The 25130-nt window shown below is 68.2% G+C and carries 23 protein-coding genes and 1 riboswitch; of the genes, 13 read left to right on the top strand and 10 right to left on the bottom strand.

Annotated features, from left to right (window positions below):
* Positions 1 to 52: 52 nt before the first annotated feature.
* Genes ribD through IEW87_RS05470 form a run of 7 tightly spaced genes read left to right on the top strand, consistent with a single transcriptional unit; the run spans position 53 to position 6036 of the window.
* Positions 53 to 1102 (top strand): bifunctional diaminohydroxyphosphoribosylaminopyrimidine deaminase/5-amino-6-(5-phosphoribosylamino)uracil reductase RibD, encoded by a 1050-nt coding sequence (ribD, locus tag IEW87_RS05500; protein WP_188711270.1) that lies wholly within the window; start codon positions 53 to 55, stop codon positions 1100 to 1102.
* Positions 1102 to 1728 (top strand): riboflavin synthase, encoded by a 627-nt coding sequence (locus IEW87_RS05495; RefSeq protein WP_188711269.1) that lies wholly within the window; start codon positions 1102 to 1104, stop codon positions 1726 to 1728. The genes ribD and IEW87_RS05495 overlap by 1 nt, the downstream gene beginning before the upstream one ends.
* Positions 1725 to 3005: a GTP cyclohydrolase II gene (gene ribA / locus IEW87_RS05490; protein WP_188711268.1), complete on the top strand. Its 1281-nt coding sequence runs from the start codon at positions 1725 to 1727 to the stop codon at positions 3003 to 3005. The genes IEW87_RS05495 and ribA overlap by 4 nt, the downstream gene beginning before the upstream one ends.
* Positions 3002 to 3475, top strand: a complete 474-nt coding sequence (gene ribH, locus IEW87_RS05485) for a 6,7-dimethyl-8-ribityllumazine synthase (RefSeq protein ID WP_188711267.1) — start codon at positions 3002 to 3004, stop codon at positions 3473 to 3475. The genes ribA and ribH overlap by 4 nt, the downstream gene beginning before the upstream one ends.
* Before the next feature lie 19 nt (positions 3476 to 3494).
* Positions 3495 to 3842 carry a Fe-S protein gene (locus IEW87_RS05480; protein WP_188711266.1) on the top strand — a complete coding sequence of 116 codons (348 nt, stop codon included), beginning with the start codon at positions 3495 to 3497 and terminating at the stop codon, positions 3840 to 3842.
* A 44-nt stretch (positions 3843 to 3886) separates the two neighbouring features.
* Entirely contained in the window at positions 3887 to 4090 is a 204-nt protein-coding gene (locus IEW87_RS05475; RefSeq protein ID WP_188711265.1) for an AsnC family protein, read from the top strand.
* Between the two features lie 8 nt (positions 4091 to 4098).
* A complete protein-coding gene (locus IEW87_RS05470; protein WP_188711264.1) occupies positions 4099 to 6036 on the top strand; it encodes an ABC transporter ATP-binding protein in 1938 nt (645 codons plus the stop codon).
* 190 nt (positions 6037 to 6226) lie between these two features.
* Here IEW87_RS05470 and IEW87_RS05465 read toward each other — a convergent pair whose 3' ends face one another.
* Positions 6227 to 8080 (bottom strand): phosphoenolpyruvate carboxykinase (GTP), encoded by a 1854-nt coding sequence (locus IEW87_RS05465; protein WP_188711263.1) that lies wholly within the window; start codon positions 8078 to 8080, stop codon positions 6227 to 6229.
* Positions 8081 to 8208: 128 nt separating this feature from the next.
* Between IEW87_RS05465 and IEW87_RS05460 the strand changes: the two genes are divergently transcribed.
* On the top strand, positions 8209 to 9672 hold the full coding sequence (locus IEW87_RS05460) for a helix-turn-helix domain-containing protein (protein ID WP_188711262.1): 1464 nt from the start codon (positions 8209 to 8211) through the stop codon (positions 9670 to 9672).
* Between the two features lie 57 nt (positions 9673 to 9729).
* Here IEW87_RS05460 and IEW87_RS05455 read toward each other — a convergent pair whose 3' ends face one another.
* From IEW87_RS05455 to IEW87_RS05445, 3 genes are all read right to left on the bottom strand, one after another.
* Positions 9730 to 10611 (bottom strand): bifunctional methylenetetrahydrofolate dehydrogenase/methenyltetrahydrofolate cyclohydrolase, encoded by an 882-nt coding sequence (locus tag IEW87_RS05455; RefSeq protein WP_188711261.1) that lies wholly within the window; start codon positions 10609 to 10611, stop codon positions 9730 to 9732.
* Between the two features lie 31 nt (positions 10612 to 10642).
* Complete coding sequence (gene glyA, locus IEW87_RS05450; RefSeq protein WP_188711260.1) at positions 10643 to 11938, bottom strand: serine hydroxymethyltransferase; 1296 nt, start codon at positions 11936 to 11938, stop codon at positions 10643 to 10645.
* 37 nt (positions 11939 to 11975) lie between these two features.
* Positions 11976 to 12063, bottom strand: a riboswitch (ZMP/ZTP riboswitch).
* 100 nt (positions 12064 to 12163) lie between these two features.
* On the bottom strand, positions 12164 to 14269 hold the full coding sequence (locus tag IEW87_RS05445; RefSeq protein ID WP_188711259.1) for a S1 family peptidase: 2106 nt from the start codon (positions 14267 to 14269) through the stop codon (positions 12164 to 12166).
* Between the two features lie 185 nt (positions 14270 to 14454).
* Here IEW87_RS05445 and IEW87_RS05440 point away from each other — a divergent pair, with 185 nt between their 5' ends.
* Positions 14455 to 14847 carry an META domain-containing protein gene (locus IEW87_RS05440; RefSeq protein WP_229730970.1) on the top strand — a complete coding sequence of 131 codons (393 nt, stop codon included), beginning with the start codon at positions 14455 to 14457 and terminating at the stop codon, positions 14845 to 14847.
* Positions 14848 to 15130: 283 nt separating this feature from the next.
* On the top strand, positions 15131 to 18256 hold the full coding sequence (locus IEW87_RS05435) for a sigma-70 family RNA polymerase sigma factor (protein WP_188711257.1): 3126 nt from the start codon (positions 15131 to 15133) through the stop codon (positions 18254 to 18256).
* Positions 18257 to 18479: 223 nt separating this feature from the next.
* On the opposite strand, the gene rplL is transcribed toward IEW87_RS05435, so the two are convergent.
* From rplL to IEW87_RS05420, 3 genes are all read right to left on the bottom strand, one after another.
* Positions 18480 to 18869, bottom strand: coding sequence for a 50S ribosomal protein L7/L12 (rplL, locus tag IEW87_RS05430; protein ID WP_188711256.1), 390 nt, complete (start codon positions 18867 to 18869; stop codon positions 18480 to 18482).
* 54 nt (positions 18870 to 18923) lie between these two features.
* Positions 18924 to 19439: a 50S ribosomal protein L10 gene (rplJ, locus tag IEW87_RS05425; protein WP_188711255.1), complete on the bottom strand. Its 516-nt coding sequence runs from the start codon at positions 19437 to 19439 to the stop codon at positions 18924 to 18926.
* 269 nt (positions 19440 to 19708) lie between these two features.
* A complete protein-coding gene (locus IEW87_RS05420) occupies positions 19709 to 20389 on the bottom strand; it encodes a YqaJ viral recombinase family protein (protein ID WP_188711254.1) in 681 nt (226 codons plus the stop codon).
* Positions 20390 to 20547: 158 nt separating this feature from the next.
* Here IEW87_RS05420 and IEW87_RS05415 point away from each other — a divergent pair, with 158 nt between their 5' ends.
* The 3 genes from IEW87_RS05415 (at position 20548) to IEW87_RS05405 (ending at position 23268) form a co-directional block, all read left to right on the top strand.
* Positions 20548 to 22224: a DHA2 family efflux MFS transporter permease subunit gene (locus tag IEW87_RS05415; RefSeq protein ID WP_188711253.1), complete on the top strand. Its 1677-nt coding sequence runs from the start codon at positions 20548 to 20550 to the stop codon at positions 22222 to 22224.
* Positions 22225 to 22226: 2 nt separating this feature from the next.
* The gene (locus tag IEW87_RS05410; RefSeq protein ID WP_188711252.1) at positions 22227 to 22679 is read left to right on the top strand and encodes a MarR family winged helix-turn-helix transcriptional regulator; all 453 of its coding nucleotides are present in this window, start codon (positions 22227 to 22229) and stop codon (positions 22677 to 22679) included.
* Positions 22680 to 22989: 310 nt separating this feature from the next.
* On the top strand, positions 22990 to 23268 hold the full coding sequence (locus IEW87_RS05405; RefSeq protein ID WP_188711251.1) for an acylphosphatase: 279 nt from the start codon (positions 22990 to 22992) through the stop codon (positions 23266 to 23268).
* A gap of 79 nt (positions 23269 to 23347) precedes the next feature.
* Here the strand turns inward: IEW87_RS05405 and IEW87_RS05400 are convergent, their stop codons facing one another.
* Genes IEW87_RS05400 through IEW87_RS05390 form a run of 3 tightly spaced genes read right to left on the bottom strand, consistent with a single transcriptional unit; the run spans position 23348 to position 25085 of the window.
* Complete coding sequence (locus tag IEW87_RS05400; RefSeq protein ID WP_188711250.1) at positions 23348 to 23881, bottom strand: hypothetical protein; 534 nt, start codon at positions 23879 to 23881, stop codon at positions 23348 to 23350.
* A complete protein-coding gene (locus tag IEW87_RS05395) occupies positions 23878 to 24507 on the bottom strand; it encodes a hypothetical protein (protein WP_188711249.1) in 630 nt (209 codons plus the stop codon). Before IEW87_RS05395 ends, IEW87_RS05400 begins: the two co-directional genes overlap by 4 nt.
* Positions 24507 to 25085, bottom strand: a complete 579-nt coding sequence (locus IEW87_RS05390) for a signal peptidase I (RefSeq protein WP_188711248.1) — start codon at positions 25083 to 25085, stop codon at positions 24507 to 24509. The genes IEW87_RS05395 and IEW87_RS05390 overlap by 1 nt, the downstream gene beginning before the upstream one ends.
* Positions 25086 to 25130 lie beyond the last annotated feature (45 nt).

Raw genomic sequence — 25130 nt, 5'->3', positions numbered from 1 at the left:
GTATGGGCCCGTTCCGTGAACCCCGGTGTCGACAGACCGAAGGGATCCGGACATGGCCACCGACGCCGAGATCGCCGCGATGCGTCGCGCGCTTGAACTCGCCGCACGCGGTCGCCGCACCCGCAATCCCCAGGTCGGCGCGCTCCTCCTCTCCCCCAGTGGCGAGACGCTCGCCGAGGGCTGGCACCACGGGGCTGGCACCGCACACGCGGAGGTCGACGCCCTCAGCCACCTCGGCAGCGCGGCGGGCGCGACGGCGATCGTCACGCTCGAGCCCTGCAATCACACCGGACGTACCGGCCCGTGCGCCGAGGCGCTCATCGCGGCGGGCGTCGCGCGCGTCGTCTACGCCCTTCCGGATCCGGGCACGAAAGAGGGCGGCGGGGCCGAACGCCTGCGCGCTGCCGGCATCGACGTCGAAGCCGGCGTGCTCGGCGATGAGGCGCGCGCGTTCCTGGATCCATGGCTCACGGCACGCGAACTCGACCGCCCGCACGTGACGGTCAAGTGGGCACAGAGCCTCGACGGCCGCGCGGCCGCGGCCGACGGGACGAGCCAGTGGATCACCGGGCCCGTGGCCCGCGCGGATGTGCACCGCCGCCGCGCGGAGGCGGACGCGATCGTCGTCGGCACGGGCACCGTCGTCGCTGATGATCCGGCGCTCACGGCGAGGGATTCCGAGACATCGGCCCTCTTCCAGGCGCAGCCGGTTCCCGTCGTCATCGGCACGCGCGCGGTGCCGCCGTCGGCTCGGATCCACGCGCACCCCCGCACGCCGATCGTGCATGCGACGCACGACCTCGCCGCAGTTCTCGACGATCTCTTCGATCGCGGCCTGTACCGCGTCTTCGTCGAAGGCGGCCCCACACTCGCGAGCGCGTTCCTCGCCAGCGGCTTCGCCGACGAGGTGCTGACGTACATCGCGCCGACCCTCATCGGCGGCCCGCGGGCGGCGCTCACCGACATCGGTGTCACGACGATCTCCGAGCAGCGACGCTTCACCATCACGTCTGTCGACACTCTCGGCGATGACCTGCTGCTGGTCGCTCGCCCGGCGAGCGGCGCCCCCAGTCCCTCAGCCACAGAAGGAGAGATGAGCTGATGTTCACCGGAATCATCGAGGAGGTCGGTCGCATCGCCGCGGTCGATCCCTCCGGCGACGGCGTGCGCCTGACGATCCATGCGCCGACGGTCGTCGACGGCGTGCGACACGGCGAGTCGATCGCCGTCAGCGGCGTGTGCCTCACCGTCGTGGACTGGACGCTCGACGCCTTCACCGCCGATGTCATGAAGCAGACGCTCGACATGTCGACCCTCGAGGGCGTCGCCCCGGGCCGACGCGTGAACGTCGAGCGCGCCCTCGCCGTCGATGCCCGACTGGGGGGCCACATCGTCCAGGGGCACGTCGATGGCACCGGCACCGTCGTGTCCGTGACGCCCGGCGAACAGTGGCAGGTGATTCGCATCGGGATCTCCGCCGAGCTCGCACCGCTCGTCGTCGACAAGGGATCCATCACGCTCGACGGCACATCACTGACGGTGAGCGACGTGAGCGCGCCCGACGCGGATCAGCACTGGCTCGAAGTCTCGCTGATCCCGGAGACCCTGCGCGCGACAACCTTCGGTGAGCTCCGCGCGGGCGACCGCGTCAACGTCGAAACCGACATCCTGGCCCGCCACGTGCAGCGACTCGCGGCGTTCTCGACCCTCAGGGAGAAGACACGATGACCGACCGTCAGCTGTCGTCGATCGACGACGCGATCGCCGCGCTGCGCGAGGGGCGTCCCGTCCTCGTCGCCGACGATGAGGACCGTGAGAACGAGGGAGACGTGATCCTCTCCGCCGAGCTCGCCACGCCGGCGGCAATCGCGTGGATGGTGCACCGCACCTCCGGATACCTGTGTGCTCCGATGCCGGAGGAATGGGCCGACCGCCTCGACCTCCCGCCCATGGTGGCGCGCAACGAAGACATGCGCGGAACCGCATACACGGTGTCCGTCGACGCCGCAGAGGGCATCACCACGGGAATCAGCGCGAGTGACCGCTCCCGCACGCTCAACGTGCTCGCGAACCCGGATGCCACCTCCGCCAACGTCATCCGCCCCGGGCACATCCTGCCGCTCCGAGCGCGCCCCGGCGGCGTGCGCGAGCGCGCTGGCCACACCGAGGCCGCCGTCGACCTGATGCGCCTCGCTGGCCTCTCGCCCGTGGCGGTCATCGGTGAGGTCATCGCCGACGACGGCGAGATGATGCGCCTGCCGGAGCTGCTCGAACTCGGTCGCGAGTCGGACGTCCCGGTGATCACGATCGAGGAGCTCGCCGCGCACCTCGACGCCGTGGATCCGCGCAGCGGCGACCCCGTCGCCACGCGCACGGTGAGTCTGCGGGCCGACACCGTGATCCCGACCGAGCACGGTGATATGCGTTTCCTGGCATATAGGGATCGCGCGACCGGAACCGACCACCTCGCGATCGTGTCGGGCGACCTCACGACGACGGCGCCGCTCGTGCGCGTGCACTCCGAGTGCCTCACGGGAGAGGCGCTCGGATCCCTCAAGTGCGAGTGCGGTCCGCAGCTCGACGCGGCGCTGGCGAGCATCGCATCCGAGGGCGGCGTCGTGATCTACATGCGCGGGCACGAGGGCCGCGGCATCGGCCTCATCAACAAGCTGCGCGCCTACGCGCTGCAGGAGCGCGGGTTCGACACTCTCGACGCGAACATCGAGCTGGGGCTCCCGGCCGACGCCCGCGACTACGCCGCCGCGGCATCGATCCTCGCCGACCTCGGCATCGGGCGCCTCCGCCTGCTGACGAACAACACCGACAAGGTCGAGCAGCTGCGCTCGTTCGGAATCGACGTCGACGAACAGGTGCCGCTCATCGTGGGCGTGGGCCCGAACAATCATCAGTATCTCGAGACCAAGCGCGACCGCATGGGCCACATCATCGGCGAGGACGCGCTGCACGAAGCCGTCGCGCGCATGCACGAAGGGACAGACCAGTGAGCGGCACCGGACAGCCTCAGCAGGGTGGGGTCGACGCGACCGGAATGAGGATCGTCGTCGTCGCCGGAGCCTGGCACCAGACGCTCTCGGACGCGCTCGTCGCGGGTGCGGAGCGCATGCTCGAGCAGGCGAATGCCGACTATCGCGTGGTCCGTGTCGCCGGCGCATTCGAACTGCCCGTCGTGTCGAAGGCCGCCCTCCAGCAGGGCGCGGACGCGGTGGTGGCGCTCGGCGTGATCATCCGCGGTGGCACCCCCCACTTCGAGTACATCTCGGCCTCGGCGACCGACGGCCTGACGCGGGTGGCCCTCGACACTGGCAAGCCGGTGGGATTCGGCGTGCTGACGGTCGACGATGAGCAGCAGGGTCTCGATCGCTCGGGGCTTCCCGGATCCCGGGAGGACAAGGGCTTCGAGGCCGCCGACGCCGCGGTGCGCGCGGTGATCGCGCTGCGTGGCCTTTCCGCATAATTCTACGTAAGGTAGAAGCATGGATATCTTGCGCGACGTCGTCATCATCGTCCACCTCATCGGGTTCGCGGTACTCTTCGGTGGCTGGATCGTCGAGCTCTTCGGCAAGCGAGGTGTCTCGAAGGTCATGCAATGGGGTCTCGTGATCGCCCTCGTCGCAGGCCTCGCACTCGCCGCGCCGTGGGGACTCGACGGCGACATGAACTACATGAAGATCGGCGTGAAGCTCATCGTCGTCGTCGTGGTCGGCGCACTGCTCGGCATCGGCGGGGCGCGCCAGAAGCGCACCGGATCCGTTCCCGCGGCGATCTTCTGGCTGATCGGACTGCTGACGCTCGCCAACGCGTCCATCGCGATCCTCTGGTAGGTCGCCCGCTGGACGACATGCGCAACGTCAACTATAGTTGACGCATGGCCGTCAGGACCATTTCGGGTGGTGCCCCGAGAGAGCCCCTTGCCGCGCTCGCGCAGGTCGCCGAGGCGCGGCGTGCGCTGAACCGCGAAGAGGAAGCCCTCGTCCGCCGCGCTCGCGCGGGCGGGTACTCCTGGGAGGCGATCGCGCACGCCCTCGGAATCACGAAGCAGGCCGCACACAAGAAGTACGGAAAGAAGTGACGCCGCCCATGGCTGAAACGCGCCGGCGATCCCCGTTCTCCCGCCCGAAGAAGGGGGACGGGCCGCGGGCCTCCTTCCGGCAGCTCGTGCCGTACATCCTCGAGCAGCGGAGAGCGATCGTCGTGGTCGCGATCCTGTCGGTCATCGCGGCGGTGTTCACACTCGTGCAGCCGGTGATGATCGGTGAGGTCATCCGCCACGTCGAAACGCAGGAGCCGCTCGGATGGCTGCTGTACGGGCTCGTGGCGTTCGTCGTCGTGGAGTCGGGCGTGAGCGCCTACCAGCACTACTTGCTGCAGAAGGCGGGCACCGCGGTCGTCCTCTCGAGCCGTCGGCAGTTGATCCGCCGGATCCTGCACCTGCCCATCAGCGAGTTCGATGCGCGCCGAACGGGCGACCTCGTCAGCCGCGTCGGAACCGACACGACCCTCCTCTACGCCGTTCTCACGCAGGGACTCGCCGACAGTGTCGGCAACGCGCTGATCTTCATCGGCGCGCTCGTGGCGATGCTCATCATCGACCCGATCCTGCTGGCGACGATCGTCGGCGTGCTCCTCGTCGCCGTCATCTCCGTCGTCGCGCTGTCGGGTCGGATCCGCTCGGCCACCGAGCGACAGCAGGAGCGCGTCGGCGACCTGTCGAACGGAATCGAGCGTGCCATCGGGTCGATCCGCACGATCCGCGCGGCCGGCGCGACGCGTCGCGAGCTCGACGCGGTCAGCGGATCCGCTCAGCGCGCCTACCGCGCCGGTCTCGACGTCGCGCGCGCGTCGGCGTTCGTCGTGCCCGTCGCCGGCCTGGCGATGAACGTCTCGCTGCTCGTCGTGCTCGGTGTGGGCGGCCTCCGTGTCGCGACCGGAGCCGTCTCGGTCGCCTCGCTCGTGACGTTCGCGATGTTCCTGTTCCTCATGATCATGCCGCTCGCGTCGGCGTTCGGCGCGATCACGAGCGTCGGCCAGGCGCTCGGCGCGCTGGGGCGGATCCAGGAGGTGCTCGACCTGCCCGAGGAGGATACCGACGACGCGGCGAGCACAACGACGGCATCGTCTACCGAGTCGCGTCCCGAAGCGTCGGAATCCGCCCGATCCGTGCAGGATCTGCCGCCCTCCTGCGAGAATGCAGCCGCGGACGTCGCCGTCGCGTTCGAAGACGTGCGCTTCCGCTACCCACGCGACGTCGTCGAAGCGCGACGTCAGGCCGCGACGGAGATCGGAACGAGCGCCGGCGACGCCCACCTGCAGCAGGAGATCGTCGCCCCGGCCGATGGCGAGGTCCTGCGGGGAGTCAGCTTCGACGTGCCGCGCGGATCCCGTGTGGCTCTCGTCGGCCCGTCCGGCGCCGGCAAGTCGACGATCCTCTCGCTCATCGAGCGCTTCTACGACGTGACGGGCGGCGCGATCCGCGTCGACGGCCACGATGTGCGCGACCTGCCGCGCGAAGCACTGCGGGCCCGCTTCGGCTACGTCGAGCAGGATGCGCCGACACTCGCCGGGTCTCTCGCCGACAACCTGCGCCTCGCCTCCCCCGCCGCCACAGACGAGGCGTGCGACCGTGCACTGCGGGCTGTGAATCTCGGCCATGTGGTCGACCGCGACGAACGCGGTATCGATACGCCGGTCGGCGAGGACGGCGTGATGCTCTCCGGCGGCGAGCGCCAGCGCCTCGCGATCGCCCGCGCCCTGCTGTCGGCTCCGCCGGTGCTGCTGCTGGACGAGTCGACCTCGTCGCTCGACGGCCTCAACGAGCGCCGCATGCGCGAGGCGATCGACGCCGTCGCCGAGGGCCGCACGCTCATCCTCATCGCCCACCGTCTCTCGACGGTCGTCGACAGCGACAAGATCGTCGTGATCGACGAGGGCGCCGTCGTCGGCCAGGGCACGCACGACGAGCTGATCGAGTCGACCCCGCTCTACCGGGACCTCGCCCGCCACCAGCTGCTGGCGTAGTACTCCCCGCGCCTGACATGACGCAAGTGGCTCGAAAAAGGCATGTTTTCGAGCCATTTGCGTCATATAGAGCGGGGGGGGGAAGCGTGAGGCGGCCCGTTCCCCGGATCGGGAGGGGGAACGGGCCGCTGATGCGGGGCTCGGCGTGCGGTCCGAGGAGATCCCCGCGAGCGAAGGGTGCCGAGTGCGGTCAGCCCCTCTTCGCGGTCTGGAGACGATCTCGCAGGCCGGCGAGCTGGCTACGCAGCTCCTCCGGCACACGGTCGCCGAATGTGTCGAAGAATTCCGACGTCAGGTCGGCCTCAGCAAGCCAGCCGTCGGGATCGATCTCGAACAGGGCCGAGAGGTCGGCGTCCGGGAGGTCGAGGCCCTCGGTGTTGAGCTCCGCTGGCACGCGGCCGATCGGCGTGTCGACGGCGTCCGCGGATCCCTCGATGCGGCGGATGATCCACTCGATGACACGCGAGTTCTCCGCGAACCCAGGCCAGAGGAACCGGCCGTCGTCACCCTTGCGGAACCAGTTGACCTGGTACACGTTCGGCAGCTTCTCGGCGAGGCTCGCCATCTCGACCCAGTGTCCGAAGTAGTCGGCCATGTTGTAGCCGCAGAACGGCATCATGGCGAAGGGATCGCGGCGCAACTCGCCAACCGTCCCCTCGGCGGCCGCCGTGCGCTCGGACGAGATCGTGGATCCCATGAACACGCCGTGGTTCCAGTCGAACGCCTCCGTGACGAGCGGCACGTTGCTCGCGCGGCGTCCGCCGAAAAGGATCGCGTCGAGCGGGACCGCCTCTTCCCAGTCGTCGGAGATCGATGGCGCCTGCGCGGCCGAGACCGTGAAGCGCGAGTTCGGGTGCGCGGCGGGGCGGTCGGCCGCGGGCGTCCAGTCGTTGCCCTGCCAGTCGATCAGATGCTCCGGGGCGTCGTCGGTGAGCCCCTCCCACCACACATCGCCGTCGTCGGTCAGCGCGACGTTCGTGAAGATGACGTTCTCGCGCAGCGCCTCGACGGCCGTCACGTTCGTCGACTCGCCTGTGCCGGGCGCAACGCCGAAGAAGCCGGCCTCGGGGTTGATGGCGTAGAGGCGGCCGTCCTCACCCGGGCGGATCCACGCGATGTCATCCCCGAGCGTCTCGACCTTCCAGCCAGGAATCGTCGGGCGCAGCATCGCGAGGTTCGTCTTGCCGCACGCGGACGGGAACGCCGCGGCGACGTGGTACTTGCGCCCCTCGGGCGAGACGACGCGGATGAGGAGCATGTGCTCCGCGAGCCACCCCTGGTCGCGACCGAGCACCGATGCGATTCGCAGGGCGTAGCACTTCTTCGCGAGGATCGCGTTGCCGCCGTAGCCGGATCCGTAGCTGAAGACCTCGAGGGTGTCCGGGAAGTGCACGATGTACTTCTCATCGTTCGAGGGCCATGCGACGTCGCGGTCGCCGGATTCGAGCGGCGCGCCGACCGAGTGGACCGTGCGCACCCAGGGGCTGCCCTCGGCGATGAGCTCCGTCACCGCGGATCCGACGCGCGTCATCACGCCGATCGACGCGACCGCGTAGGGGCTGTCGGTGATCTGCACGCCGAGCTGCGAGATCGGGCCGCCGACCTTGCCCATGGAGAACGGCACCACGAACATCGTGCGTCCGCGCATGGATCCGTCGAACAGCTCCGTGAGCGTTGCGCGCATCACGGACGGTTCGGTCCAGTTGTTCGTCGGCCCCGCGTCCTCCTCGCGCTCCGAGGCGATGAAGGTGCGCGATTCGAGGCGCGCGACGTCTCCCGCGTCACTGCGGGCGAGGTAGCTGCCGGGACGCAGCTTCGGGTTCAGCTTGATCAGCATGCCCTGGTCGACCATCGCGTCGAGCAGAGCTTGGCGCTCCTCAGCGGTTCCGTCAACCCAGTGGATCCGCTCGGGCTTGGTCAGTGCGGCAACGCTCTTCACCCAGGAAAGGAGCTCCTCGAACGCGCGCGAGTCATACTCGGGACGCGTTCCGTACTCGGACAGGCGCGAGTTACGGGCGAAGGTGATCGGTTCCGCAATGGCCATCGAGCGCTCCTTATCGTCGTCGAGAGGACGACTCGAGTTCGTCCTCTCCTCAAGAATCGGTCATGGATGGGGATCCTTGGCACCATTTCGGATCATAATTTCCTGCATTCTTTCGATACAATCAAGGAATGAGCCCTGCAGCCCCCTCGACGACCCCGAACCCCCGTATCGAGCTCAAGACGCTCGGGCACCGGATCCGCCACCATCGCGTCGCGAAGGACCTCACCCTTGACGAGCTGGGCGCGCTCGTCGGCGTGGCGGGAAGCCAGCTCAGCCTCATCGAGAACGGCAAGCGCGAGCCGAAGCTGACGCTCCTGCAGTCGATCGCGGAAGCAACCGATGTCTCGGTCGGCGACCTCATCTCGTCCGAGCCGCCGAACCGCCGCGCGGCGCTCGAGATCGCGCTCGAGCACGCCCAGCAGACGTACTCGTTCCTGCAGCTCGGGATCCCGCCGCTGAAGGTCACGAAGGGCGTCACGGACGAGGCCCTCGAGACGGTCCTCGGGCTGCACCAGGAACTGCAACGTCGCGACCGGGAGGCCAACGCCACGCCGGAGGAGGCCCGTCGCGCGAACACCGAGCTCCGGCTGCGCATGCGCGACCGCAACAACTACCTGCCCGAGATCGAGACGCTCGCCGAGGAGCAGCTCGCCGCCGCGGGTCACAAGCGCGGCGCCCTGACCCACCGCACCGTGAGCCTCATGGCCGAGCGGCTCGGATTCGAGCTCATCTACGTCAACGACCTGCCGGCATCGACGCGTTCGATCACGGATCTCGCGAACGGGCGCATCTACCTGCCGCCGGCCTCGATTCCGGGCGGTCACGGCCTGCGCTCGATGGCCCTGCAGGCCATGGCGCATCGGCTGCTCGGTCACAAGCCGCCGACCTCGTACGCCGACTTCCTCGCGCAGCGTCTCGAGATCAACTACTACGCCGCATGTTGCCTCATCCCGGAGACCGCGGGCGTCGACTTCCTGAAGCAGGCGAAGAAGGATCGCAACCTCGCGGTCGAGGACTTCCGCGACGCCTTCGGGGTGACGCACGAGGCGGCCAGCATGCGCATGACGAACCTCATGACGCAGCACCTCGACATGCGGCTGCACTTCCTGCGCGCGGGGAGCGAGGGGCAGATCGAGCGCGTGTACGTCAACGACGGACTCCCGGTGCCGGAGGACGTCACGGGCGCGGTCGAGGGGCAGATCCTCTGTCGGAACTTCTCGGCACGCCGCGCGTTCGAACGCCAGAACCGCACGACCGAGCACTACCAGTACACCGACACTCCGGGCGGGACGTTCTGGTGCGCCACCCAGACCGGTACGCGCGACCACGGCGAGTACTCGATCACGGTCGGCGTCCCGTTCGACGACGCGCGCTTCTGGCGCGGACGTGAGACGACCAAGCGTGAGGCGTCGAACTGCCCCGATGAGTCGTGCTGCCGCAAGCCTTCCCCCGACGTGTCGGCACGGTGGTCTCAGAAGGCCTGGCCGAGCGCTCGCGTGCACACCCATATCTTCAGCCCGCTCCCCCGCGGGAACTTCCCCGGTGTGAGCGAACGCGACGTGTTCGACTTCCTCGAACGCCACAACGACTGAACGCGCTGCGCCCCGTCTCCATCATCACTGACGGAGACGGGGCGCAGTCACCTACCGTCAGGCGAGCGAGCGCTCGGCAGCTTCCACGACGTTGGTCATCAGCAGTGCGACCGTCATCGGGCCGACGCCGCCCGGGTTCGGCGAGAGGTAACCCGCAACCTCCCCCACGTCCGGGTGCACGTCGCCGTAGATCTTCGGCTTGCCGGTCTCCGGGTCCTCCTCGCGCGTCACGCCGACGTCGAGCACCGCAGCGCCCGGTTTCACATCGGCTGCCGTGACGAGGTGCTTCACGCCTGCCGAGGCGACGATGACGTCGGCTTCGCGCAGGTGCGCCGACATGTCGACCGTGCCGGTGTGCGTCAGGGTGACCGTGGCGTTGTACTCGCGCCGGGTCAGCAGCAGCCCCACCGAACGTCCGATCGTCACGCCGCGGCCGACGACCACGACGTGCTTGCCGTTGAGGTCGTAGCCGTTGCGCACGAGCAGCTCGATGACGCCGCGCGGCGTGCACGGCAACGGTGTCGTGATCTCGCTGTTGACGTTGAGCACGAGCCGTCCGAGGTTCGTCGGGTGCAGGCCGTCCGCGTCCTTGGCCGGGTCGATCCGCTCGAGCACGCGGTCGGTGTCGATGTGCTTCGGCAACGGCAGCTGCACGATGTAGCCGTGACACGTCGGATCCGCGTTCAGCTCGTCGAGGAGCGCCTCGACGTCTTCCTGCGTCGCGTCGGCCGGCAGCTCCCGCTGGATCGAGTTCATCCCGATCGCAACGGACTGCTTGTGCTTCATTCCGACGTACAGCTGCGAAGCTGGATCCGCCCCGACCAGAACGGTCGCGATACCCGGCGTCACGCCGCGCTCCTTGAGCGAGGCGATTCGCTCGGCGAGCTCGCTCTTAATTGCCGCGGACGCGGCCTTGCCGTCGAGGACCTGTGCGGTCATGTGTGCTCCTTCATCATCGAAAGCGTCGGGGTCAGCCCGCGTAGCCCTGGCCAGCGCTCTCGACCCCGTCGTAGAGGGGGTGGGCGTCAGCGAGGGCCGTCACGCGCGCACGCAGCGCCGCGACGTCGGGGTTCGGCAGGAGCGCGCGGGCGATGATGTCGGCCACCTCGGTGAACTCCTCATCGCCGAAGCCGCGCGTCGCGAGCGCGGGCGTGCCGATGCGGAGCCCGGAGGTCACCATCGGCGGCCGCGGGTCGTTCGGCACCGAGTTGCGGTTGACCGTGATGCGGATCTCGTGCAGGAGATCCTCGGCCTGCTTGCCGTCGATCGATGCACCGCGCAGATCGACGAGCACCAGGTGCACGTCGGTGCCGTTCGAGCGCAGCGTGATGCCGGCCTCGGCGACGTCGGGCTGCGTGAGGCGTTCTGCGAGGATCTGCGCGCCGCGCACGGTGCGCTTCTGACGGTCGACGAACGCATCGGTCGCCGCGAGCTTGAACGCCGTGGCCTTCGCGGCGATAACGTGCATCAGCGGTCCACCCTGCTGGCCGGGGAAGACTGCGGAGTTGATCTTCTTCGCGATGTCGGCGTCGTTGGTGAGGATGAAGCCCGAGCGCGGGCCGCCGATCGTCTTGTGCACCGTCGATGAGACGACGTGCGCGTGGGGCACGGGGTTCGGGTGGACGCCGGCGGCCACGAGGCCGGCGAAGTGCGCCATGTCGACCCACAGATACGCGCCGACCTCGTCGGCGATCTCGCGGAAGGCGGCGAAGTCGAGCTTGCGTGGGTACGCCGACCAGCCGGCGATGATGACCTTCGGCTTGTGCTCGCGCGCGAGCTGGCGCACCTCGTCCATGTCGACGAGCGACGTCTCGGGGTCGACGCCGTACGCGACGATGTCGTAGAGCCGGCCCGAGAAGTTGAGCTTCATGCCGTGCGTGAGGTGGCCGCCGTGGTCGAGCGACAGGCCGAGCACGGTGTCGCCCTGCCGCGCGATCGCGTGCAGCACGGCCGCGTTCGCCGACGCACCGGAGTGCGGCTGCACGTTCGCATACGCGGATCCGAACAGCGACTTCGCGCGCTCGATGGCGAGGTTCTCGGCGATGTCGACCTCTTCGCAACCACCGTAATAGCGCCGCCCGGGGTAGCCTTCCGCGTACTTGTTCGTCAGCACGGATCCCTGCGACTGCATGACCGACAGCGGAACGAAGTTCTCGGATGCGATCATCTCGAGGAAGCCGCGCTGTCGATCGAGTTCGCGCTGCAGGACCGCCGCGATCTCAGGGTCGACGTCGGCCAGGGGGGCGTTGAACAGCGAATCAGTCATGAATGCTCCAGAACGGACTCAGCGGGCGTGGGGTGTTCGCTTCGACCCAGGCGCGCGGTCGAATGCCGTTCGGTGTGCCGCTTCCCGGTGGTGACCCACCTCGGACGCCAGTCGCGACATGGTGATCATACCCTGTCGATCAGTGGCGAACATCACACCAAAACGCCGCGAGGCGGGGCGAGCATTCGCTCACCCCGCCTCGACGGGTAATTCAGGCAGTGTGCCTTATGCGCGGGTCACGCGGCGCACCACGAGGAGCGTCGCACCAGCGAGAAGGATCACCGCGGCGCCACCGGCAAGCGGGAGCACCGTCGTGGCGCTGTCGGCGCCGGTCGGAGCGAGGTCGTTGTCATCGCCCTCGTCGCCCTCGCCGCCCTGGTCGCCTTCGTCGCCCTGGTCACCCTCGTCGCCGCCGCCGGAGCCGGCTGCAACGACCTCGAAGGTCACGGAGGTCGCGTCGCTCGTCACACCGTCAACCGACTGCGTGGCAGCGATCGTGTAGGTGCCGGGAGCGAGCTGCTCCTGGAGCTCGACGGACCACACGCCGCCGACAACCTCGGCACCGCCCGCGTCGCGGACTGCCTCGATCGTCGCCTGCGCGGCCTCGGGGCCCTCGATGTCGAGGGAGACCGTGGCGCCGTTGATGGGCGACTCACCGGTGATGGCCGGGATCATTCCCTCTTCGTAGCTGCCGCCGTCCTCGGGCGTCACGATGCTCGGGGCACCGGGAACGACCTGGAAGGAGACCCAGCGCGCGTCGGAGGTCGAGTCAGCGAGCGACTGCGTCGCGCCGACCGTGTAGGCGCCGAAGCCGAGCTCAACGTCGACGGACCACGTGCCGTCGTCGCCGACCGTCGCGGTGCCCTCGGCGTCGCCCTGCAGCGTCACCTCGGCGCCGGGCTGGCCCGTGCCGGTGACGGCCGTGACGGCCTCGGTCGACTTCGACTCGTTCTCCGGGCCGGTGATGACCGGCGCGTCGAGCTGGAGCTTCGTCGTCTTGACGGTCGCGTTGACCGTCTCCGAGACGTTGTAGCCCTGCTTCGCCTGCAGCGTGATGTCGAAGCTGCCCGTGTCGTTCGGGGCGGCGAAGGAGAAGTTGCCGTTCTCGTCGGCCGTGGCCGTGGCCTCGATGTCGCCACCGATGGTCACCTCGGAGTTCGCGGGCGCGGCGCCCTCGAACTGCGTGCCCTGCTGAGCGGAGGCCTTCGTGACCTCGGGCTCCGCGATGTCAAGCGCGACCTGGTACTCGCCACCGTTCGCGTGCAGCTGCTCCATCGCGTCGGGGAGGTCAGCGAACCACAGGTCGGTGAAGCCCGTCTCCGGGTTCTGGCCAGCGCCGCTCGTGATGCCGACGGCCGTGTTGCCGATGACGACCGAACCGCCGGAGTCACCCGGAACGGCGAGGTCGTAGTCGCCGGTGGACGTTGCGTTGTAGCCGTAGACCGGGTGGTAGCCGATCTGCGGGTCACCGACGAGGGTGTAGCCCTCTTCGTTGACGACGCCGACCTTCGAACCGGTCGTGCGGCCCGAGCGGCGAATCTCATCGCCGATCGAGGCCGAGCCAACGGCCGTGACCGACGTCGCCGACTTGGCGAGGTCGTCCTCGCCTGCCGTCGTCCAGTCGGTGACCGACGGCAGCAGGTTCAGCTCGGGGTTGATGTCGTCGATGACGGCGATGTCGGTGCCGTTCTCGAGCTCTTCAGGCTGGACGTCGTAGGGGTTCTCAACGGAGGTGTTGCCCGGGCCGCCGAACTGGGTGTAGCCCCAGGTGCCGAGCTCAGCCATGATGGTGTAACCCTCGCCGCCGACAGCGGGCTCCTGCGACGGCTGCGACGTGAAGAGGTTCGGCATGCCGTCGTCAGTGCCGTTGCAGTGACCGGCGGTGATGATGGCCGGGTCGCCGTTCGGCGACCACGCCGAGAAGCCGACCGAGCAGGCGCCCGCGCTGGTCATCCCATCGTCCGTGGTCATGTAGCCCGCGCCACCCACCACGTCGTTCGTCGCGACGGGCGTGAAGGCCTGTCCTTCGACGACCTGGACGTTGCCGAACTGGCTCGCGAGGTCGTTGACGCTCTGCTCGTTGCTCGCCGACATGGGCGCAATGCCACCCTCGCCCGACTCGCCGAGCACCTTGATGAAGATGCTCTGGTTGTCGGTCGTGACGCCGACGACGCCGGGAATCCCGAACGCCTGAGCGGCGATCTGGTCCAGGTTCGCAGCCGGGGCCGCTTCTTCGGCGGCCGCCGGTGCGACCATCAGGCCACCCGCAGCGAGCGCTGCAGCGGCGCCGATGGCGCTCAGACGCGCGCCTCGTTTGAATGTGGAGCTCAAGGAGGTCCCCCATGGTTTCGTGGCGACATGTCGCCGATTCACTGTGGTCTGTGCCAGCCCGCCTGCAGAACTCAGCGCATCCCCAGCGCAGACATAGCACCGCCACATTACTAGAGCTCAGGGTAAAATGGGAACCCGCGGTATTTTTCCGCCTCACCGGCGGTCTCGACATTGGGAGGCACATCATGAGGACACGACGTCTCGTTCCCGCGCTGTTCATTGGCGCAGCGGCGTTCGCGTTCGCCGGTTGCGCAACGACCGCTGGCTCCGAGGGAGGCACGATGGAACCCGCAGATTACGTTGGTGCGACCTTCGCAAGCTCGGAGGCGGGCGACCCGTTCATTTCGTTCTCAGACGACGGCACGTTCGAGGGAAACGATGGGTGTAATGGCTTCGGCGGCACGTACGAGGTCGAAGATGACCGCATCGTCCTGGACCGTGTGGGCGTGGCAACCCTGAAGGGCTGCATGAACGTCGACGACTGGCTCCGCGGCGCTGATTCCCTTCAGATCGCCGACGAAACGATGACGGTGTTCAACTCCAGCGGTGACGAGATCGGCACACTCGCGAAGAGCTGACGCAACCAGTGAGGCGGCCCATGATCAATCGAACATGGGCCGCCTCTTTCCGTGGGCTCCCGCCCGCGGTGGCTCGGTCTTACTCCCCCCGGATGCCGAGCTGCGCCTCTCTCACCCATGAGACGCGGCGGATGCCGTTTTATGACGCGACTTCGCCAAGATTTGTTGAACGCGTACAGAAAACCGTGATCAGCTCCTAAATCTCCCGAGAGGTTCATGGATCCAGTGGCAATGACGGCACGGACGAGGCAGAATCGTCGTGGCCGAAATCAGCAGGAGAGTCATGCCCGAAACGCACGAGAGCGACGTCGCGCACGTTTCGGATGCCGATCTCGTCCTCCGCTCCCGATCAGGCGATACTGCCGCTTTCGGTGAGCTCTGGGCCCGCCACTACCGCTCCGGCGTCGTCGCCGCGCGGAGCATCTCGGAAAGCATCGACGCCGACGACCTCGTGCAGGAGGCGTACGCCAAGATCTTTCAGACCGTGCGCCGAGGCGGCGGGCCGACGGCTTCGTTCCGTGCTTATCTCTTCACGGCGATCCGCAACACGGCAGCCAGCTGGGGGCGCTCGCGCGTCGACGTCTCGCTCGACGACGCGGATGACGTCGAGGATCCGGAGAGCACGGAGCGCGCCGCCGAGGCCGCCCTCGATCGCGGCACGACCCACACCGCCTTCCGGAGCCTCCCGACTCGGTGGCAGGAGGTCCTCTGGTACACGGAGGTCGAGTGCCTCAAGCCTCGCGAAACCGCTCCCCTCCTCGGGATCAAGCCGGCGGCGGTCTCCCAGCTCGCGGCGCGCGCTCGCGAAGGCCTGCGCGAAGCCTGGATCCAGGCGCACCTCGCGACGCTCGAAGACGGATCCGACCATCAGTGGACCATCGAGCGACTCGGCGCGCACACCCGCGACAATCTCGGATCCCGTGACCGCGCAAAGCTCCAGAAGCACCTCGATGCCTGCGCGCGGTGTTCGCTCGTCGCCTCAGAGGCCAAGGACGTCGGCAGCCGCCTGGCGATGATCCTGCTGCCCCTCGCGGTCGGCATCCCGGCGTCCACCGCCTACCTCGCCGCCGTGCAGCGGGGGAGCGAGGCCGTCGTCGCCCTGGCCGCGATGCCACCAGCCGTCATTGAGGGCGGAACCGCCGCGGGCGCGGCATTCGTCGTCGGCGGATCGGCAGCGGCAGGCGGATCCGCAGCGACGACCGGCGGATCCGCGGGAGGCGGAAGCTCGAGCGCGAGCTCGGCGGGAGCGGCCTGGACCATCGGCGGGCTCGTCACTGCCGGAATCGCAGCGGCCACTGTGGCTGTCGTCATCGCGGTAGGCGCGGTGACGACGAACCCGTCGGTCCCCGCAGCAGCCGGTGATGCGTTCGGCGGCGGCGCCCCCGGGGAGGCATCGATCGAGGCATCCGACGATCTTGCCGAGACGTCCGAGCCCGAGGCGCAGGACGCCGACGACGAGGACGATGCCACGACACCTGTCGCGGTCGACGGTGCGGATATCGTCGACGTGAACGCGCGCACCATCGCCGTGCATGTCAGCGGTGAGCCAGGACGCACCGTCACGGTGCGCGCTCCCGGCTCGACGGATCCTGTCGGCGCCGGCGGCGGATCCGACCGCCCGGCAACGTCACCGCTGCGATCCGTCGCGGGTGGCGCCCTCGACACGGCGACGTTCGGGGACGACGGTTCCGCGACCTTCACCATCGCGCTCACGGCGGATCAGGTGCGGAACGACGTGCGCCTGGCATGCGGGTATGAGGGATCCGCCGGCAGCCCCGTGAACGTCACGCTCTCGTCGCTCGGCGTGCGCGACGAACTCCTCCGGGCTCTCGAGTCCGAGGATCCGCCCGAGCCGTCACCGCAGCCCTCGCCGGAACCGCAGCCCTCACCCGAGCCGGATCCCGAGCCGGATCCCGAGCCTTTGCCGGACCCGCGGCCGGAGCCTGAGCCACGGCCGGAGCCGGAGCCTCAGCCCTCGCCTGAGCCGACTCCCGAACCGGATCCCGAGCCCTCGCCGGACCCGCGACCGGAACCCGAGCCTTCGCCGGAACCGCAGCCTTCCCCGGATCCACGGCCGGAACCCGAACCGACACCGACGCCAGAACCGACACCGACGCCCGAGCCAGAACCGACACCGGATCCGACACCCTCACCGGACCCGACGCCGTCGCCCGAGCCGACGCCTTCACCGGACCCGAAGCCGTCACCGGACCCCAAGCCGTCGCCCGAGCCCAAGCCAGACCCGACGCCCTCACCAGAGCCGACACCGTCGCCGGACCCGACACCCGAGCCGGATCCCGGGCCGACGCAGGTCGCTCCCGACGCCCCTGAAGAGCTCGAAGCGTCCTTCGCCGACGGCGATGTCCTAATCGAGTGGGCGGAGGTTGACGACGCCGAGGCGTATCGCGTTCTGGTCGGCACCGGCAAGCACGTCAGCGACGCAGAGGAGATCGACAGCACGGAGTCGTGGTCGTCCCGCATCACGCTGGCCACGGGCGATTACTACGTCTTCGTCATCGCTGTCAACGAAGCCGGTGAGAGCGATGCGTCCTCCACGACCGTGCAGGTGCCCGACACCGAGGCTCCGACTTCGCCCACCGATGTCACCGGATCCGAGACGGGTGACGGCTCCTATGCGCTGGAGTGGACACCGTCGACCGACAACGTCGGCGTGACGGAGTACCTGATCCACCGCGACGGTGAGGTGGTCGGCCGCGTGGAGGCCAATGATCGCGTGCATGCCCATGCGTTCACCGACAGGAACGCTAACGAGCTACCGGATTACACGTACGAGATCACGGCGCTCGACGCCGCGGGCAATGCCAGTGAGCTCAGTGAGCCACTCATTTACGACCGCGAAGCACCAACGGCACCCACGGACGTCGTCGCGGCCGCTGACGGCACGGTGACGTGGACTGAAGCAACGGACAACGTTGGCGTTGAGAACTACGTCGTGTATCGCGATGGTGTCGAGCTCGAAACGGTCGCAGCGAATGCGACCGCCTATTCGGATCCGACGCCTGCCCCGGACCTCCTCCCGGGCACGTACCGTTACACGGTCGCCGCCATCGATGGTGCCGGACACAAGACTGTGAGCTCGCCCGCGGGCCGACCCGTCATCACGCTCGCCAAGGGGTCGACGTGGTCAGCCGATGACAGCTCACTCTCCGTGAGGTTCGTCGGTCCCGCGAACCAGGACGTCGCGATCAGAGTCGAGGTGCGCGGGCTGAGCGGACCGATGTCGCTCTCGTACACTCTCAAGTTCGATGATGACGGCGAGGCTGCTGCGGACCTCTCCTTCCCGGTCTTCGACGGAAACCTCGCACCGAGTGTGGTGATCGAGATTCGCGCCGCGGACGAGAACAGCGAGGCCGTCGGCGGTGTCCTCATCCGCGCCACGCTGCGCTGACGATCAGACCGAGAGTTCTTCGCCGTGCGGACGCGATCGACACTGTCAACCGCGGCGTCAGATAGCTACGCGTGCGCATGATGGAGCGGCTGCGGCCGCCAGGCTGGGTGCAGACGACTCCAACCGCCGCCAGTTCGATGCATTCGTGGAAGGTGGAGCGGGTGGGGAACGACGAAGCCCGCGGATCCGAAAGGATCCGCGGGCTTCGTGAAGGAAACGCTGGTTACTTGACGGTAACCGAGGCGCCAGCCTCCTCGAGCTTCGCCTTGGCGTCCTCGGCGGCGTCCTTCGCGACACCCTCGAGGACCGGCTTCGGTGCACCGTCGACGAGACCCTTGGCGTCGCCGAGGCCGAGCGAGGTGAGCTCGCGGACAGCCTTGATGACCTGGATCTTCTTGTCGCCAGCAGCCTCGAGGATGACGTCGAACTCCGTCTGCTCCTCGGCCTCGTCGGCGTCGCCGCCACCAGCGGGCGCGCCGGCAACCGCAACAGCGGCCGGGGCCGCAGCGGTGACGTCGAACTTCTCCTCGAACGCCTTCACGAACTCGCTGAGCTCGATGAGCGTGAGCTCCTCGAACGCGCTGAGCAGCTCTTCAGTGCTGAGCTTCGCCATGTTGTATCTCCTGTGTTGTGTGAGCTAGGTCGGTGGATGTGTCGAACGTGGGCGTCAGCCCGCGTTCTCCTGCTTCTCGCGCAGCGCCTCAACCGTGCGGACCGTCTTCGACGGAAGCGCCTGGAAGACGGCGGCGGCCTTCGACATGGAAGCCTTCATCATGCCGGCGACCTTCGACAGCAGAACCTCACGGCTCTCAAGGTCGGCGAGCTTGTTGACTTCCTCGGCAGAGAGCGGGGCACCGTCGAAGTACCCGCTCTTGATCACGAGAAGAGGGTGTGCCTTGGCGAAGGTACGCAGGCCCTTGGCAACGGCGACCGGGTCACCGTGCACGAAGGCGATCGCCGACGGACCCTGAAGGTCGTCGTTGAGCCCCTCGACCCCTGCCTTCTCAGCAGCGATCTTGGTCAGCGTGTTCTTCACCACGGCGTATTCCGCATCCTGACGAATGCTGTTGCGGAGCTCCTTGAGCTCCTCAACCGTCAGGCCGCGGTACTCGGTGAGCAGAACGGCAGTCGAGCTCTCGAACTTCTCGGCGAGCTCGGCGACCGATGCTTCCTTCTGCGCCATGGCCACTCCTTGTTACGTGCGAGGCACCCCACGGAGGTGAGGGGCCGGCCGCGTCCCACCCTGCACACATGACAAAAGCTCCGGCGCAAGCGCACGGAGCTTTTCGGATCCTGAACTCAGGAGGCCTTCTCAGTACACCTGCGCGGGCCCCTGCTTCTGCAGTGCTTCGGTCGGAAACTGACGTTCCCGGCGACCGGCGGTCTTCGGCTTCCCCCAGCATACGCGGCTCCCGCGCGCGACGCCAACTCGGCGAGACTGGGGATCCGCCGTCAATCGATGAGCGCGAGCGCGCGGTATGCGTCCTGCGTCGCGGCACGGAGCATGGCCTGTTCGCGCGGGCTCGTGGATCCTGCCCGAATGTTCTGCCCCGTCGTGAGCTGGTAGAGCTCGTCGATCAGCGCCGTCGCGAGCGTCACGAGCTTGTCGATCTCGGCTTCGTCGCGGTCGATCCACAGGCACTTCGGCTCGTCGTGCACGGGGCGGAAGTCTCGATGTTCCTCCCACGTGAACAGCGTGCGCTCGGCCCCGAGCACGTGCTGCTGCCACCACACCTGTCGCAGGTATGCGCGCGGGATCGTGCGCCACGGCTTGTTCGTGGTCTTGATCTCGGCGAGGACGACGCGACCGCCGTCGTCGACACCGACGCCGTCGGGGGTGGCGAGGTGCCGCTTCTCGACGTCCGCGCGGAACAGCGCGGTCGAGGGGAGGATGCCGTGCTCACTCTCGACCCACATGGCGATCTCGGGCTCGCGACGGCGGCCGTGATCCGTGTAAGCGTTGCCGGAGAACCCAGACGGCCGCAGCTTCTGACGGGCCGCGCGCAGCACCGAGGCGGGCGTCGACAGATTCGCCACGTCGGTGGCGGTGATGCCCTGCGACCGCGCCCGCAGCCAAGCGACACGGTCACGAGAATCCGCGACGACTCGCTCTTGCAGTTCGGGGGGCAACATCTCCTCGACCCTAGCCGAGCGGATCCGCCCTTCCCGGCAAAGACACAGCGTGATTGGTTGTCGTGAGTCAACCATTATCGTATAGTTGACGACGATCAACTTGTTTTCGCGCCGACGCCGCCGTGAACTCTTCCCGTTCTCCACAGAAAAGGATGCCGATGCCTCCTTCCACGACGACGGTCTCGACGACCATGTCGCGGCGCCAGGTACTCGAAGCCCTGTCTGGGCTGCTGCTGGCGATGTTCTGCTCGATGATGACGATGACGGTCGTCGGCACGTCGCTGCCGATCATCGTCCCCGACCTGGGCGGCACGCAGACCGCGTACACCTGGGTCATCACGATGACGCTGCTCACGACGGCGATCTCGACACCTATCTGGGGCAAGCTTGCCGATCTGCTCAACCGCAAGGTGCTGATCCTGATCGCGCTGACGATCTTCGTCCTCGCGAGCGCCGGCGCCGGCCTCTCGCAGAACGTCGAGACACTCATCATCTTCCGCGCGCTGCAGGGCATCGGCGGCGGCGGCCTGCAGTCGATGTCGCAGATCTTGATGGCCGACATCATCAGCCCGCGCGAGCGCGGCCGGTACATGGGGCTGATGGCGGGGGTCATGGCCGTTGGCATGGTCGGCGGACCGCTTCTCGGCGGCCTCCTGACCGACACGATCGGTTGGCGCTGGAACTTCTACGTCGGGGTGCCGCTCGGCATCATCGCCTTCATCGTGCTGATGAAGACGCTGCGGATCTCGCAGATGCACGAGGGCAAGGTGCGAATCGACTACCTCGGCATCGTGCTGCTCTCGGTGGCGGCCGGGTTCCTGCTCGTGTGGGTCTCGAACGTCAGCGACTACGGCTGGGTGAGCTGGGAGACGCTCTACATGGTCGGCATCGCGATCGTCGCGACGATCATGTTCATCATCGTCGAGCGCAAGGTGTCCGAGCCGCTGATCCCTCTGCCGATGTTCCGCAACCGCACCTTCACGCTCGCCGTGCTGGCCTCCGTATCGATCGGCGTGGCGATGTTCGGCACCTCGGTCTATCTCGCGCAGTACATGCAGATCGCGCGCGGGTTCGGGCCGACGGTGGCCGGACTGCTCACGGTTCCGATGGCGGCGGGCATGCTCGGAGCGTCAACGGTGATCGGACAGATCGTGTCGCGCACCGGCATCTGGAAACGCTACCTCGTGCTCGGCGGCGTGCTCCTGGTCGCCGGATCGAGTCTGCTCTCGACCCTCACCATGAGCACTCCCCTCTGGCTCGTCGGGGTTTACATGTTCCTCCTCGGCGCCGGCACCGGCATGACGATGCAGAACCTCGTGCTCGTCGTCCAGAACTCCGCGAACCCGTCGCAGATGGGCGTCGCCTCGTCTGGCGTGAACTTCTTCCGCTCCGTGGGCGGCACGACCGGCGTCGCGGTGATGGGATCCGTGCTCGCCGCGAGCATGACGCACCAGATGCAGAGCCGAACGGCCGAGATCGGGCGGGCCATCGCCGATCTCGGTGCCGAGGGGCGCGCGATCGCGAAGCAGCTCGCCGCGGGCACGCTCCCGACGACGCGCGACATGCCCGGATCCATCGCCGTCATCGTCGAGGACGTCGCCGCGAACGCGATCTCGCACGCGTTCCTCGTCGGCGTGCCCCTCGCCGTGATGAGTCTCGTCGCGATCTGCTTCCTGCCCAACATCCCGCTCACGACGTTGACGACGATCGATCGCCTCCGCGAGAAGCGCGCCGTGCGGGACCACGCCGGATCCGATCAGGCGACCGACACCGCGCTCGCGTCATCCGGGTCGACCGCTAGTGTGGACCCGGAAGCCCCCGACCGGAGAGCGTGACGATGTCTGACGATGAGACGGTGGACGCGATCCGCTCCGTCGAGATCGGCCTCAGCGAGGTCTTCACGCAGCATCGCCGAACAATGAAACGCAACGCGGAGCGACTGCAGCCGGGAATGCTGCCGATGACCTACAAGGTCTTCGCCGTCATCGCGCGCCGCGCTCCGATCACCGCGTCCGAGCTCGCGGAGTGGCTCGAGATGGACAAGGGGCAGATCAGCCGCACCGTCACCTACCTCGAGTCGATCGACCTCGTGACGCGTCGTCCGGATGAGGCCGACCGCCGCTCGTTCGTGATCGAGCCGACGGAGTCCGGGGTCGAGCGCCTCGAGGCCGCGCGCACGCCGCACGAGGAGACCCTGCGTGCGCGCCTCGGCCATTGGGATCCCGCCGACGCGCGCCGGCTTGGGGAACTGCTGCTCGCGCTCGCGGGACGCGCCGAGAACGGACACTGAGCGGATCCGCGACGTCGGGCCGCTGAGGTACGGTGGCCGCGCGTCCGTCAGCGGGCGCTAGGGTGCGTTACTAAATCTGGTGCCGTCGCGAGCATGGCCGAGGTGCGTCGGCTCGCAAGGCCGAGGAGTGAGGCGATGCCTTAGCATCGTCGATCGACGAGAACGCCGCGAGTGGGCCCACGCGGCCGGAGGCTCTGCGTGGCGCGCCAGCGGCATGCAGAGAGGCCGTGGGGAGGCGCGCGTCGGCCAACGCAGTAGGTGCCAGGTTTAGCAACGTGCCCTAGAGGCGACTCACGAGAGAGGATCCGCGATGAAGCGCGTGCACATCATCGTCACCGGGACCGTGCAGGGCGTCGGCTTCCGCTACGCCACGAAGGCGGAGGCGGAACGACTCGGTGTGACCGGGTGGGTACGGAACGTCGGATCGGATCGCGTCGAGGCGGAGGTGCAGGGCGACGACGACCGCGTGGACGAGATGCAGCGCTGGCTACAGCACGGGCCGCCGTATGCGGCAGTCGAGCGGATCAACGTCGGTGACGCCGCGATCGTGGACGGCGAAGAGAGGTTTCGGATTCTTCGAACTGAGTGAGTGGGCACGAGCACGAGCGGCGTCAACAATAATAGCTCTACGTCCGCACGGTCGTGACCCGGCTTACATGCGATGCCGCCTATGGCGACGTGCTGATGTCGCACGATGGAGCGAGCCCTAGAGGTCCCCAGTTGGCGGTCGCCACAAGCCACGGTGACGTCCAGCCGCTATCGCTGATTCGCATCCCGATCACCTTGTCGCCTCCGAGGAGATTCTGCAACGCAAGGCTGGTGATCACCGTCGTGTAGGCATCCGGCGTTCCCGTCGTCGTGATGGAGTTCAGTAACTCGAGGTCGATGATCGGCGTGAGAAGGCCGTTGTTGAGCTGGCCGAACTCGACGTCGTCGATGGTGTAGGCCGTGCCGTCGGGGACATGCCAGGTGATCTCGACACGCGGCGCGATCCCGAGCAGGCCGCTCGCGACGCATCCATCTCCGGTTGCGACGAGCGGATCCAGCGCGGTCCCCGCCGTGAACTCCGCTGCGCCGGCTTCCGCGTCCGTCCACGCGGCGTCGGTCTGCTCGGCCGTCGGCGCAAGGGCGATGCCGCCGAGCAGCGCGAGGCCGGCGAGGCCCGCGAGGATCCGGCGTCCGAGGCTGCGTCGCGCGGTCATGATGCACCTCCACCCGTCCGCCTGCGGGCGCGCACGGCGAGCAGCACGGCGGCGCCGACGAGCAGCAGCGCGCCGCCCGCGAGCAACCACGGCTCGCTCGACCAGCCTCCCGTGGGCGGGAGGTCCGGGCCCGTGTCGAGCTCGTCGCCCGCGCCATTCGCGTGGACGCGCATCTCGGTGACGCCGCTGGCGGATCCGGACCCGACGCCGACCTGCAGCCGCAGGTGCGCGACCTGTTCGGCGTCGACCTCGCGGAGCGGGACCTGCGCGCCATCGCGGGGCACCTCCCAGTCGGACAGGAGGGTCTCCGCGTCGCTCGGACATTCGTCGCCGCGCCACGCGTCGAGGCAGAGCGCGGCATCGACGACGAGCGGGGTGCCGCCGGTCGCGCTCACGGCGATCTCGATCATGCCGGGCTCGGGGGCATCTGCGCTGATCTCGACGTCCCAGCGCATCGTTTCGCCCGGCGCGAGATCGGCTGCCCGCTCCCAGTCGGCGACGGAGACGAGCTGGACGTAGCGACCCTCGATGATCTCAGTAGTGGGCGCCGCCCAGGCAGGAGGAGCGATCGCGAGCGCACCGAGCACCCCGCACACGGCGGTTGCGGCGGCGACGCGTCTCATCATCACTCCGCTTCCTTCTTGTCTCGCGGCCAGAATGCCCAGACCACCAGCAACGCCGCGGCGATCGTGATCCCGCCGAGAACGAACGGGTTACTCATCGCCACGATCACCGGTGCCATGCCCGGGATCGAGAACAGCACCGTGCGCACGGTGGTCACGTCGTACGGGTGCGGGTCCTCGACCTCGTTCGCGTCACCGCGCATCGTGATCACGCGCTCGTCCGCCGATGCGCCATCCTCGATCGAGGTGACGCGGTGCGTGACGGGGAGCTCGCCTGGGCGATCCACCGTCACCACGTCGCCCACTGAGATCTCCGCGGCGCCGACCTCCTGCACGATCGCGACGGAGCCCGCGGGGATCGTCGGTTCCATGGATCCGGTGCGGAACATGATGAGCGAGATGTTCGCCGTGATCGCGAGGATCACGAGGACGATGCAGACCAGTCCCGCGCCCGCCGCGACCCAGAGGATCACCTCGCCGACGACGCCTCCGACGCGCGAGCGACGGCGCCCCGGCGTGGTCGCCGGAACGTCGTCGCTCGTGCGTTCGCGGAGTTCGCGCCGCGTGGTCGGGGCCGTCATTCGCGGTCCGCGTGGTGCGATCCCCGGATCGACGGGGTCACGAGA

The organism is Microbacterium faecale (assembly GCF_014640975.1).
Lineage (GTDB): Bacteria > Actinomycetota > Actinomycetes > Actinomycetales > Microbacteriaceae > Microbacterium > Microbacterium faecale.
This window is presented reverse-complemented; position numbering and strand designations above follow the sequence as displayed.

Coding starts and splice junctions, on each gene's coding strand:
- IEW87_RS05465 (WP_188711263.1), bottom strand. CDS start 8,080: ATGGCCATTGCGGAACCGATCACCTTCGCCCGTAACTCGCGCCTGTCC.
- ribD (WP_188711270.1), top strand. CDS start 53: ATGGCCACCGACGCCGAGATCGCCGCGATGCGTCGCGCGCTTGAACTC.
- IEW87_RS05400 (WP_188711250.1), bottom strand. CDS start 23,881: ATGACCGCGCGACGCAGCCTCGGACGCCGGATCCTCGCGGGCCTCGCC.
- IEW87_RS05470 (WP_188711264.1), top strand. CDS start 4,099: ATGGCTGAAACGCGCCGGCGATCCCCGTTCTCCCGCCCGAAGAAGGGG.
- IEW87_RS05460 (WP_188711262.1), top strand. CDS start 8,209: ATGAGCCCTGCAGCCCCCTCGACGACCCCGAACCCCCGTATCGAGCTC.
- IEW87_RS05390 (WP_188711248.1), bottom strand. CDS start 25,085: ATGACGGCCCCGACCACGCGGCGCGAACTCCGCGAACGCACGAGCGAC.
- IEW87_RS05410 (WP_188711252.1), top strand. CDS start 22,227: ATGTCTGACGATGAGACGGTGGACGCGATCCGCTCCGTCGAGATCGGC.
- IEW87_RS05405 (WP_188711251.1), top strand. CDS start 22,990: ATGAAGCGCGTGCACATCATCGTCACCGGGACCGTGCAGGGCGTCGGC.
- rplL (WP_188711256.1), bottom strand. CDS start 18,869: ATGGCGAAGCTCAGCACTGAAGAGCTGCTCAGCGCGTTCGAGGAGCTC.
- IEW87_RS05480 (WP_188711266.1), top strand. CDS start 3,495: ATGGATATCTTGCGCGACGTCGTCATCATCGTCCACCTCATCGGGTTC.
- IEW87_RS05395 (WP_188711249.1), bottom strand. CDS start 24,507: ATGATGAGACGCGTCGCCGCCGCAACCGCCGTGTGCGGGGTGCTCGGT.
- IEW87_RS05475 (WP_188711265.1), top strand. CDS start 3,887: ATGGCCGTCAGGACCATTTCGGGTGGTGCCCCGAGAGAGCCCCTTGCC.
- IEW87_RS05420 (WP_188711254.1), bottom strand. CDS start 20,389: ATGTTGCCCCCCGAACTGCAAGAGCGAGTCGTCGCGGATTCTCGTGAC.
- IEW87_RS05495 (WP_188711269.1), top strand. CDS start 1,102: ATGTTCACCGGAATCATCGAGGAGGTCGGTCGCATCGCCGCGGTCGAT.
- glyA (WP_188711260.1), bottom strand. CDS start 11,938: ATGACTGATTCGCTGTTCAACGCCCCCCTGGCCGACGTCGACCCTGAG.
- ribA (WP_188711268.1), top strand. CDS start 1,725: ATGACCGACCGTCAGCTGTCGTCGATCGACGACGCGATCGCCGCGCTG.
- IEW87_RS05435 (WP_188711257.1), top strand. CDS start 15,131: ATGCCCGAAACGCACGAGAGCGACGTCGCGCACGTTTCGGATGCCGAT.
- rplJ (WP_188711255.1), bottom strand. CDS start 19,439: ATGGCGCAGAAGGAAGCATCGGTCGCCGAGCTCGCCGAGAAGTTCGAG.
- IEW87_RS05415 (WP_188711253.1), top strand. CDS start 20,548: ATGCCTCCTTCCACGACGACGGTCTCGACGACCATGTCGCGGCGCCAG.
- IEW87_RS05455 (WP_188711261.1), bottom strand. CDS start 10,611: ATGACCGCACAGGTCCTCGACGGCAAGGCCGCGTCCGCGGCAATTAAG.
- IEW87_RS05440 (WP_229730970.1), top strand. CDS start 14,455: ATGAGGACACGACGTCTCGTTCCCGCGCTGTTCATTGGCGCAGCGGCG.